The following is a 10769-nucleotide window of genomic DNA, read 5'->3' on the forward strand; positions in this document are numbered from 1 at the left end:
GCCGGTGTCCTCGGGGAGGCACCGGTGAGGCGAGGAGTGCGCATCGCCGTCGACGTCGGCGACGTCCGGGTGGGCGTCGCCGCCAGCGACCCGCACGGCCTGGTCGCGACCCCCGTCGAGACCGTCAAGGCCGGGCGCGGCGACGTCGCCCGCATCGCGGCGCTGGTCGCCGAGCGCGAGGCCGTCGAGGTTATCGTCGGCCTCCCGCGCTCGCTGTCCGGTCGGGAGGGGCCCGCCGCCGCCAAGGCGCGCGCGTTCGCCTCCCGAATGGCCGACGCGATTGCTCCGGTCGGCGTACGACTTGTCGACGAGCGGCTGACGACCGTCACCGCCACGCGCGACCTGCGGGCTTCGGGGGTACGGGGCAAAAAGGCCCGTACCGTCGTGGACCAGGCAGCGGCGGTCGTCATCCTTCAGAACGCGCTCGAAACGGAGAGGACTTCGGGACTCCCACCCGGCCAGGCGGTTCCTGGTACAACCAGTCCTACTGGTGATACCAGTAGCACCGGCACCACCACCGCACCGCCCTCGGGCAGCGAGTCCGCCCGAGACGCATCCCTGCCCGCGGCCCACGCCCCGACCCAGGCGGAGACCACCCCAGATGAGTGACCTCGGACTGACGATGGACACGGAGCCGCGCAATCGGCGCCGGGGCAAAAACGGCGGTTCGCGCGGCCGTCGCAAGGAGAAGCGCGGCCGCAGCGGCTGTGCCGTCTTCATCGCCTTCGCCATCGTGTTGGGCCTTGTGCTGACCGGCGGTTGGTACGCGTACGGCTTCGTGAAGGACCGTTTCGGCCCGCCCCCGGACTATTCGGGCGCCGGCGTCGAGGGCAGCGCGGTCGTGGTGGTCGTCAAGCCCGGGTGGGTCGCGTCCCAGATCGGCAACGAGCTGAAGCGCGCCAAGGTGGTCAAGAGCGTGGACGCCTTCACCAAGGCGTACACCGGCGACAAGCAGCAGCGGAACATCGAGGCCAGCGCGTACGTGCTCAAGGAGCACATGTCGGCGAAAGCCGCCTTCGAGTTCATGGTCGACCGCGCCAACCGGCAGAACATCACGCCGGGCGAGGGGCTGCGGGCGAGCAAGGTGCTCGACATCGTCGCGAAGAAGCTGAACGTCCCGATCGCCGAGGTCGAGGCGGCGGCCAAGGACCCCGCGCTGGGACTGCCCGAGTGGGCGGGCGGCAACATCGAGGGCTTCCTGTGGCCGGCGCAGTACGCGGCGGCGCCGGGCATGAAGCCGATCGACGTGCTCAAGGACATGGTCAACACGTCCAAGAACAAGTACGCGACGATGAAGCTGGAGGAGAAAGCCGCGGCGGTCGGCAAGACCCCTTACGACATACTGACGATGGCCAGCATCATCCAGGCCGAGGTCCGCAACACCGAGGACATGACCAAGGTTTCCGAGGTCATCTACAACCGGTTGAACAAGAACATGTCCCTGGGCATGGACTCGACCGTCAACTACGTCCTCAACAAGAGCTCGCTTCAGCTCACCACCGCGGAGCTGAACACCGACAGCCCCTACAACACGCGCATAAAGAAGGGGCTTCCGCCGACGCCGATCAACAACCCGGGGGAGAAGGCCATCATCGCCGCGCTGTCGCCGACGCAGGGCAAGCTGCTCTACTTCGTGACGGTCAACCCGGACACCGGCGAGACCAAGTTCTCGGACAACCAGACGCAGTTCAACAAGGACGTTAAGGAACTCGAGCAGTGGCACAAGGACAACCCGGGCAGGTAGCAACGGCTGCGGGGGTCCGTCGGGCCGCTGTACTCGGCTCGCCGATCGCACACTCCCTCTCGCCGGTCCTGCACCGGGCGGCGTATGCCGCGCTCGGGCTCGCGGACTGGTCGTACGACGCTTTCGACGTCGACGAAGCCGGACTCCCGGACTTCGTCGGGGGATTGGACGCGTCGTGGGCGGGCCTCTCGCTGACGATGCCGCTCAAGCGGGCGATCCGGCCGCTGCTGGACGAGGTCTCGCGGACCGCGTCGGACGTCGACGCGGTCAACACCGTCCTCATCGACCCGGAGGGGCGGCGCGTCGGGCACAACACCGATGTGCCGGGCCTGGTCGAGGCGTTGCGCGAACGCGGTGTCCACCGGGTCGAATCGGCCGCGGTGTTCGGCGCGGGCGCCACGGCCACCTCGGCGCTCGCGGCACTGGCCACGGTGTGCGACGGGCCGGTGCGGGCGTACGTGCGGGGCGCGGTGCGCGCGCACGAGATGTTCGAGTCGGGCGAACGCCTGGGCGTCGAGATCCTGGTCCGCCCGTGGGAAGACGCCCACAAGGGGCTGGATTTCCCGCTCGTCGTCTCCACGACCCCCAAGGGCGCGACGGACCACCTCGCCGACCGCGTCCCGTCCGCCCCCGGCGTGCTCTTCGACGTCGTCTACGACCCCTGGCCCACCGCCCTCGCGGCGGCCTGGTCAAAGGCGGGCGGAACGGTGGTGGGGGGTCTGGACCTGCTGGTCCACCAGGCGGTGCTGCAAGTCGAGTTGATGACGGGCCACCCCGGGCCACTGACTGAGATGCGCTCAGCCGGCGAAGCCGCACTCGCGGCCCGGGGCTGACCAATACCGCACGCAAGTTCCGTACGAACAACTGTGCCCCACACTTCTCCGAGGTGTGGGGCAGGGTTGTTCAAGAGGCCTCCGGCCGCGGCCGAGTGGCCGATAGGCGCCGGCCGATTGGACGTTCCGCGTCGACGCGCGGTCGTGAGGCGTGCGCGTTGTGGTGGTTCGAGGCCTTCCCCGGGCGCCTTCCCATGGGGTGCGGTGCGCGGCACCGGTGGTCGGCGGGCGGCTCGCGTACCGGTCGTGACCAGGTGCTTTGTCGGAGAGGCCGGCCGGGTCGCGCCGTGCTGCCGAGGGAGGCGACCTGGTCGCAGTTGATTCCTGCCGTCGACGGCCGACAGCGAGCGGCCGCCCCGTAGGTCGGGGCCGTGGGTAGTGTTTTGCGACACCGAAGAAGCCCCCACTCAGCAGAGAAATCCGGTGACGCATGCCCAAGTTCGCCTTGTCGACTCCGGTCGCGCGGATCCGCCGCGGCCGCCTCGCCGCAAACCTCGTCCTCACCGGAGGCCTGCTGCTCTCCGTCGCCGCCTGCAACGGCGCCGACGGAGGCGAGACCACCGGCAGTAGCGGAGGCGGGGGAGCCCAGGCGGACGCGAGCGAGGCCGCGAAGAACGCCAGTTCCGAGATCGCCGTGATGACCGTATGCGATCTGCTGGACGTGAAGCGGATGGCCGAGGACGTCATGAAGACGCAGTTCGTCCCGGGTGACCCGAAAGAGATCGGCAAGGGGGTCGGGCTCGACCCGGCGGGGCCCCAGTGCTCCGCACAACTGAAGCTGCCGTCGCTCCGCACGAGCGCCGGCGGCTCGCCGACGCCTTCCGCGAACGCCCGGTTCGATGCCTCGGTGCTGGCGTACTCCTCGGCCGCCTACGCGGACGGTGAGTTCGACGACCGCGTTGCCAAGGTGAACAAGCACCTGAACGTGGAGAACATCCCCACGCCGCTGAACGGGCCGTGGACCGAGGGCGTGCTGATCAAGGGACGCGACCAGTCCACCGACCGCGTCTACGCCCTGGTTCGCAAGGACAGCTATCTGCTCAAGATCGACATGGCCTGGGGGACCGACGCGCAACTCTTCGAAAAGTACCCGTTCACCCGGGACACCCTCGGGGCCTTCTTCGAGGAGAGCATGACGCCGTTCGCGACCGCGGTGGCCGCGAAGGCCGAGGTCTGACGGCCGGTTTCGGCGTTGCGGGCCGGGAGCCCGGGGCCGGGCCCGCAACACCGGCGCTCATCCCAGATTCCGCTGGGCCTCGGCCAGTTTGTCGAGCTGCATCGTGAGGAGTTCGTCCGAGATGGCGAGCGGAGGCGTGGTCTTCCCCGGCTGGACGAAGTCGATCGACATGGCCTGGATCGCGGCGGTGCGGCTGCGCACCATGACCATGGCGAACGTGCTCTTGCGTGCGCCTTGCGCGCGTGTGAACTCGATACGCAGGGTCGCGTCGCCGAGCGATGCGCCGCCGGTGCCCGCGGCGGTGTAGTCGATCCGGGAGCCGTTCGCGTTGGTGCCGGTGAACTGGCCGCACTTCGGGAGCGCCGCAGCGGCGTCCGTGAACAGCTTTTCGGCCTTGCCGGGAGCGAACTGCGCCAGTCCCAGGTTGATCTGGCCGGGAGCGCCGGACTTGCTCAGGGTGACGTTCGCGGTCGCGTCCGGCTGCATCTCCGGTACCGGGGCGACGAGGTCGAGCAGGGGCTGGCAGTCGGGGTTGTCGGCCTTCTCGGTCGACATTGCGTTGGTCTCCCGGTCGTTCGTCATGACCTGCCAGCCCTTCACCGTGGTGACGAGCGCCGCCTTGAGTTCGGCGGCCGTGAGGGCGGTGCGCGGCGAGGGTTTGACGGGGGACGGGACGCCGCCCGCCGAACCGCCGGCAGCCGGGGAACTCGCGGCGTCGGAAGGCGGCTTCTCCTCGGTCTTCTCCTTCTTGTTCGGGTTCAAGTCGCATGCGGCCGTGGCGGCGAACAGGGGCAGCAGTACCGCGGCAACGGCGAAACGTGCTCGGAGACGCATCAACCGGCTTCCTTCCGTGGAGGTTCGGACGCGCCCGGCGTTTCGCTCGTTCGCCGGTCGGCCCGCCAGGTTCGCGCAGAGCCGTATGCCTGTCCATCGGTCGCGCCGCTGATCGGACACCTGCCATCCGCGCTGCGCTGCCGCCGCCTCGTCGGCGGGCGCCGTGGGCTCGGGCTGTTTCAGGTGGGCTGCTTCAAGTGGGCTGCGTCGGGTGGGGCGCGTTTGTCTCCAGGGGGTGGCTTTTCCACAGAAGAACCGGAGCGGTGACACCTGTTGATAACTCAACGTCACCGGTCGGTCATCCACCGTAAAGTCTGCTCTGTGTTCATGAGTTCAACGCTTGTGTGCACCGCGGTCGGTTTCGCCGCGGGGCTTTTGTTGCGGGTGCCTGTCGAAAGGCTGGTGGCGGGGATGTCCGGGGTGACGGTGGTGGGGGTGGCGGTCGGGCGGCCGGCCTGGCCGAGAGTGCCGGTGGCGCCGGTGCTCGGCGTGCTCACGGGCGCTGTCTCCGGGCTGTTGGCGTGGCGGCTCGGGCCCGGTCTCGACCTGCTCGCTTTCTTATTGGTGGCGGTCGCCGGGGTGGTCCTGGCCCTCGTTGACATCCGTACGTTGCGTCTGCCCGACTCGGTTGTCGGCTCGCTGCTGCTCGCGGGGCTGACGCTTTTGGGTATGGAGGCGCTTGCGCTCGATGACTTCGAGGCGTACGCACGGGCCCTGCTCGGCTCGCTGGTGCTCGCCGCGTACCACTTCGCCGTCGCGGTGTGCCGCAGGGGATCGCTCGGTCTGGGCGACGTCAAGCTGGCGGCGGTACTCGGGCTGCACCTGAGCTGGCTGGGGTGGCACGTCCTGATCGCGGGCGCGCTCCTCTCCTTCGCGTGCGCCGGGGCCGCCGCGGTGGTCCTGTTGGCGACCCGGCGGGCGCGGCTGGACACCGCCCTCCCGTTCGGGCCCTGGATACTCGTCGGGGCGCTGGGCGGGGTGCTCTGCGGTGAGCAACTGGTCGGCGCTTATGCGGTCGGGTGGTGAGCCGGATGAACAGCCGGATGGTGAGCCGGATAGGGGCCGCATGCCGCCGGTCCGACGTCCCGCGCTCCGTCCGACGTCCGGTCCATTACTCGGACGCCCGCACGGACCGCGCCCGCGGGCATGAAAGGATCGAGTCAGGCCATCCCCGTTGTCGTTGGCGGGGTTCCCCGGCACTGACGCCGGGCCGCACTGGAGGAACACCGTTGGGCAACTTGCGCTGGCTGACCGCGGGCGAATCGCACGGGCCCGCCCTCGTCGCGACCCTGGAGGGGCTTCCCGCCGGAGTCCCCGTCACCACCGAGGCGATCGCGGACGCGCTCGCTCGGCGGCGCCTGGGCTATGGGCGCGGCGCGCGCATGAAGTTCGAGCGTGACGAGGTCACGTTCCTCGGCGGCGTTCGGCACGGCCTCAGCATGGGCAGCCCGGTCGCCGTCATGGTCGGCAACACCGAGTGGCCCAAGTGGGAGACGGTCATGTCGGCCGACCCGGTCGACGCCGACATCCTCGCCGGGCTCGCCCGCAACGCACCGCTGACCCGGCCGCGTCCGGGGCATGCCGACCTGGCCGGTATGCAGAAGTACGGCTTCGACGAGGCCCGTCCGATCCTGGAGCGCGCGAGTGCCCGCGAGACGGCGGCGCGCGTCGCCCTCGGCGCGGTGGCGGCGTCCTTCCTGGAGGCCGTCGCCGGTATCCGCATCGTGAGCCACGTCGTCGAGTTCGGTGCCGCGAAGGCCCCGAGCGGCGTCGTCCCGGTGCCCGACGACACCCCGCGGCTGGACGCCGACCCGGTGCGCTGCCTCGACCCCGAGGCGAGCGCGGCCATGGTCGCCGAGGTCGACGCGGCGCAGAAGGCCGGGGACACGCTCGGCGGCGTGGTCGAGGTGCTGGCGTACAGCCTTCCGCCCGGCCTCGGCAGCCATGTGCACTGGGACCGCCGCCTCGACGCGCGTCTCGCGGCGGCGCTGATGGGCATCCAGGCGATCAAGGGCGTCGAGCTGGGCGACGGGTTCGAGCTGGCCCGGGTGCGTGGATCGCAGGCGCACGACGAGATCGTCAACACCCCCGAGGGCGCGCGGCGTACCTCGGGGCGGTCGGGCGGCACCGAGGGCGGCATGTCGACGGGCGAGGTGCTGCGGGTGCGCGCCGCGATGAAGCCGATCGCGACGGTCCCGCGCGCGCTGGCGACCTTCGACGTCCGCACCGGCGAGGTGGCGCAGGCGCATCACCAGCGGTCCGACGTCGCGGCCGTTCCGGCGGCGGGCATCGTGGCCGAGGCCATGGTGGCCCTGGTGCTCGCCGACGCCGTCGTGGAGAAGTTCGGCGGCGACTCGGTGCCCGAGACGCGGCGCAATCTGGCCGCGTACCTCGACGCGCTGGAGATCAAGTAGGCACGGAGTCGTCGGCGTGAGCGGGATCCGAGGGAAGTCCGAGGGAGGGGGGTTCCCCATGGGTGAGTCGACCGAGGCTGCGTCGGCGAGCGGCGGCGAATCGTCACGTGCGTCGGCAGCCGGAGGCGAAGCGTCCGTCGGCGAAGCGTCCGGTGGAGACGGGCCCGTGGTGGTCCTGGTCGGTCCGCCGGGGGCCGGGAAGACCACGGTCGGGCTGCTGCTCGCCGAGCAGTTCGGCGTCGTGTTCCGCGACACCGACGCCGACATCGAGGCGATGGCCGGCAAGCCGATCCCCGACATCTTCGTCGACGACGGCGAGCCGCACTTCCGCGCGCTCGAACACGAGGCGGTCGCCGCGGCGTTGCACGCACACGCCGGGGTGCTGGCGCTGGGCGGCGGCGCGGTGATGGATCCGCGGACCCGCAAGCTGCTGGCCGACCGCCCCGTGGCCTTCCTCGACGTCGAACTGGCCGACGCGGTACGCCGCGTGGGCCTCGACGCCCCGCGCCCGCTGCTGGTGGGCAACCCCCGGGCGCGCTGGCGCGAGCTGATGGAGCAGCGCCGTCCGCTGTACGAAGAGGTGGCGACGGTGGTCGTGGCCACCGCCGGGCGGAGCCCGCAGGAGGTCGCCGACGATCTGGCGTCCGCGCTGGCCGCCGCAACCGAGGCAGTGAAGGACCAGGAGCGATGAGCGCAACGAGCGAGCCCGTCCGCATCGGCGTCGGCGGCGACGCCGAGCCGTACGAGGTTGTGATCGGTACCAGCCTGCTGGGCGAACTGCCGGGCATCATCGGCACCAAGGCACGCCGCGTCGCGGTCATCCACCCCGAGGCGCTGAGCGTCGCGGGCGAGGCGGTCCGCGAGGACTTGTCGGCTCAGGGCTACGAGGCGATCGCGATCCAGGTGCCGAACGCCGAGGAGGCCAAGGACGTCCAGGTCGCGGCGTACTGCTGGTCGGTGCTCGGGCAGACCGGGTTCACCCGCTCGGACGCCGTGGTCGCCATCGGCGGCGGCGCGACGACCGACCTCGCCGGGTTCGTCGCCGCCTCGTGGCTGCGCGGCGTGCGCTGGGTGGCGATCCCCACCACCCTGCTGGCGATGGTCGACGCCGCGGTGGGCGGCAAGACCGGCATCAACACGGCCGAGGGCAAGAACCTGGTCGGGGCGTTCCACCCGCCCACCGGTGTGCTCGCGGACCTGGCGACGCTGGAGACCCTGCCGGGCAACGACTACATCAGCGGCCTTGCCGAGGTGGTCAAGGCCGGGTTCATCGCCGACCCGGTGATCCTGGACCTGATCGAGGCGGACCCGGTGGGCGCCCGGGTGCACTCGGGGCCGCACACGGCCGAGCTGATCGAGCGGGCCATCCGGGTCAAGGCCGACGTGGTGACCGCCGACCTCAAGGAGTCGGGCACCCGCGAGTTCCTGAACTACGGCCACACCCTCGGGCACGCCATCGAGAAGGCCGAGCGCTACAAATGGCGGCACGGCGCGGCTGTCAGCGTCGGCATGGTGTACGCGGCCGAACTGGGCCGCCTCGCGGGCCGGTTGGACGACGCCACGGCCGACCGGCACAAGGCGGTGCTGGAGGCGCTGGGCTTGCCGTTGACGTACCGCGGCGACGCGTGGCCGAAGCTGCTCGAATCGATGCGCATCGACAAGAAGTCGCGCGCGGACCGGCTGCGCTTCGTGGTGCTCGACGGCCTGGCCAAGCCCGCGATTCTGGAGGCACCCGACCCGGCGATGCTGGCGGCGGCGTACGGAGAGGTGGCGCGTTCGTGACGGCGACGACCAAGGTCCTGGTCCTCAACGGCCCCAACCTGGGCCGCCTGGGCAGTCGTGAACCGGACGTCTACGGCTCGACCTCGTACACCGGCCTTGTCGCGGCCTGCGAGAAGACCGGTGCCGAGCTCGGGTTCGAGGTCGATGTCCGCGAGACCAACGACGAGGCCGAGATGATCCGCTGGATCCACCGGGCCGCGGACGACGGCACTCCGGTCGTGATCAACCCGGGAGCCTTCACGCACTACTCCTACGCCCTGCGCGACGCCATCGCGCAGCGGACCGCGCCGCTGATCGAGGTGCACATCTCGAACCCGTACACACGCGAGGAGTTCCGGCACACCAGCGTCGTCGCGGCGGTGGCCAGCGGCACGATCGCGGGGTTCGGCATCAACTCCTACACCCTGGCCCTGCGGGCTCTGGCCGACCAGCTCTCAGCCTGAGGGCGCGGCGCGTCCGGGGCCGCCGTTTCTGATGGATCATCAGATATCAGGCCCGTGCAATACACCATGGCAGAACACCACAACACATTGCGCCAACCTCGGAGAAACCTCCCTCCGAGCCGTAACCGGGCCGGACGGGACCGGAAGGTGACTAGCCCGCCTGACGTGCGCACCCGACGCGGATCGGGTGTGCGGTCGCAGAGGGGCAACTGGCGTTCGTACGGCGGATTGTGGGCGCGTCGTGTCCGGCATATGTGCACACGTTGACGCGGCCATCCCCGTACCCCTACCTTGCGAACGACATCGCGATGCTGTGGGGAAGCCGGTGGGAATCCGGCGCGGACGCGCCACTGTGATCGGTTCCGTGGGCCCGGGTACTCCGGACAGCGCGGATGCCGTCAGTCAGACCCTCCACGTCGTGCCGCCACCGAACGGGCGCGTGCCCCGAAGGAGGAACCCGTGGCTACGGCTGCTGTCCCCACCCCGTCTTCCGCCACCACCGGCGTCCCACCCGTACCGGTGAGAATTCCGGTGCGCGAAGTGCTGCCCTGGGCGGTCTTCATGGGCGCGCTCATGCTGTTCCTCATCTACTTCGTCGGCGCTGAGCAGGGCGCCACGGCGATCTTCTCCGGAACCGGGGTGCACGAGTTCGTGCACGACGGGCGGCACCTGCTCGCGTTCCCCTGCCACTGAGCGCGGGGGAAGCACCGACATGATGCGTGGTTTGTTGGTCCGGGGCATGCTCGTGGGCATTGTCGCCGGACTGCTGGCATGGGGTTTCGCGTACGTCTTCGGGGAGCCCGAAGTGCGGAGCGCCATCTCGTTCGAGGATGCGAAGGCCGCGGCGGCCTCACCGGCCGAATCAGGACACGGCGCGGGGGCCGCGGGGCATGCCGCCGCCCACGAGGAGGAAGAGGTCGTCAGCCGGGACGTGCAGAGCACGGTCGGCCTGCTGACCGGTGTGGGCGTCTACGGGATCGCGGTGGGCGGGTTGTTCGCGCTCGTCTTCGCGGTCGCGTACGGGCGACTCGGTCCGTTCGGAGCCCGGGCGACCGCGGGGCTGCTGGCCTTGGCGGGCTATGTGGCCGTGGTCCTCGTGCCCTTCCTGAAGTACCCGGCCCAACCGCCCGCGGTGGGTGACCCGGACACCATTTCCGAGCGCACGGCGCAGTACTTCGGGCTCATCGTGATCAGCATCGTGCTCGCGGCGGGTGCGGCGTACCTGGCCCGGCGGTACGCGCCGCGGATCGGCACCGGGAACGCCGTGCTCGCCTCGGTGGGCGGGTACGTCGTCGTGGTGGCGCTGATCGCCCTGGCGCTGCCGTCGCCCGAGACCGTCCCGGACGGCTTCCCGGCGACCGTGCTGTGGCGGTTCCGCGTCGCGTCACTGGGCGTCCAGGCCGTCCTGTGGACGACGTTCGGGGTGCTGTTCGGGTATCTGGCGGCCAAGGTCGTTGAACGCCGCCCCGTGGTGTCGTCGACCGTTTGAGGTGAAGCGCGCCGGGGGGGGGGGGGGGGGGGGGGGGGGGGGGGGGGGGGGGG

Annotated in this window: 11 protein-coding genes and 1 pseudogene; 11 read left to right on the top strand and 1 reads right to left on the bottom strand. The window is 70.6% G+C overall.

What is annotated here, in order from left to right; genetic code table 11:
• Window positions 1-24: 24 nt before the first annotated feature.
• The 4 genes and pseudogenes from ruvX to ACRX5S_RS00865 form a co-directional block, all read left to right on the top strand.
• A pseudogene (gene ruvX / locus ACRX5S_RS00850) lies at window positions 25-468 on the top strand (Holliday junction resolvase RuvX); the annotation flags it as partial.
• A 133-nt stretch (window positions 469-601) separates the two neighbouring features.
• Window positions 602-1744, top strand: coding sequence for an endolytic transglycosylase MltG (gene mltG, locus ACRX5S_RS00855; protein WP_436770703.1), 1143 nt, complete (start codon window positions 602-604; stop codon window positions 1742-1744).
• Complete coding sequence (locus tag ACRX5S_RS00860; protein ID WP_436770704.1) at window positions 1717-2577, top strand: shikimate dehydrogenase; 861 nt, start codon at window positions 1717-1719, stop codon at window positions 2575-2577. The genes mltG and ACRX5S_RS00860 overlap by 28 nt, the downstream gene beginning before the upstream one ends.
• 430 nt (window positions 2578-3007) lie before the next feature.
• Window positions 3008-3754 (top strand): hypothetical protein, encoded by a 747-nt coding sequence (locus ACRX5S_RS00865; protein WP_436770705.1) that lies wholly within the window; start codon window positions 3008-3010, stop codon window positions 3752-3754.
• 57 nt (window positions 3755-3811) lie between these two features.
• Here the strand turns inward: ACRX5S_RS00865 and ACRX5S_RS00870 are convergent, their stop codons facing one another.
• Entirely contained in the window at window positions 3812-4588 is a 777-nt protein-coding gene (locus ACRX5S_RS00870; protein ID WP_436770706.1) for a hypothetical protein, read from the bottom strand.
• A 327-nt stretch (window positions 4589-4915) separates the two neighbouring features.
• Between ACRX5S_RS00870 and ACRX5S_RS00875 the strand changes: the two genes are divergently transcribed.
• The 7 genes from ACRX5S_RS00875 to ACRX5S_RS00905 all read left to right on the top strand — a co-directional run bounded on the left by ACRX5S_RS00875 (window position 4916) and on the right by ACRX5S_RS00905 (window position 10716).
• Complete coding sequence (locus ACRX5S_RS00875) at window positions 4916-5614, top strand: prepilin peptidase (protein WP_436770707.1); 699 nt, start codon at window positions 4916-4918, stop codon at window positions 5612-5614.
• A gap of 203 nt (window positions 5615-5817) precedes the next feature.
• The gene (gene aroC, locus ACRX5S_RS00880) at window positions 5818-7002 is read left to right on the top strand and encodes a chorismate synthase (RefSeq protein ID WP_436770708.1); all 1185 of its coding nucleotides are present in this window, start codon (window positions 5818-5820) and stop codon (window positions 7000-7002) included.
• A 58-nt stretch (window positions 7003-7060) separates the two neighbouring features.
• Window positions 7061-7693 (top strand): shikimate kinase, encoded by a 633-nt coding sequence (locus tag ACRX5S_RS00885; RefSeq protein WP_436770709.1) that lies wholly within the window; start codon window positions 7061-7063, stop codon window positions 7691-7693.
• Window positions 7690-8784, top strand: coding sequence for a 3-dehydroquinate synthase (gene aroB, locus ACRX5S_RS00890; RefSeq protein WP_436770710.1), 1095 nt, complete (start codon window positions 7690-7692; stop codon window positions 8782-8784). The genes ACRX5S_RS00885 and aroB overlap by 4 nt, the downstream gene beginning before the upstream one ends.
• Window positions 8781-9227: a type II 3-dehydroquinate dehydratase gene (gene aroQ / locus ACRX5S_RS00895; protein ID WP_436770711.1), complete on the top strand. Its 447-nt coding sequence runs from the start codon at window positions 8781-8783 to the stop codon at window positions 9225-9227. Before aroB ends, aroQ begins: the two co-directional genes overlap by 4 nt.
• A 459-nt stretch (window positions 9228-9686) precedes the next feature.
• On the top strand, window positions 9687-9920 hold the full coding sequence (locus tag ACRX5S_RS00900) for a CbtB domain-containing protein (RefSeq protein ID WP_436770712.1): 234 nt from the start codon (window positions 9687-9689) through the stop codon (window positions 9918-9920).
• A 19-nt stretch (window positions 9921-9939) separates the two neighbouring features.
• On the top strand, window positions 9940-10716 hold the full coding sequence (locus ACRX5S_RS00905) for a CbtA family protein (protein WP_436770713.1): 777 nt from the start codon (window positions 9940-9942) through the stop codon (window positions 10714-10716).
• Window positions 10717-10769 lie beyond the last annotated feature (53 nt).

Origin of the sequence: Yinghuangia sp. YIM S09857 (assembly GCF_051388915.1) — a bacterium.
Lineage (GTDB): Bacteria > Actinomycetota > Actinomycetes > Streptomycetales > Streptomycetaceae > Yinghuangia.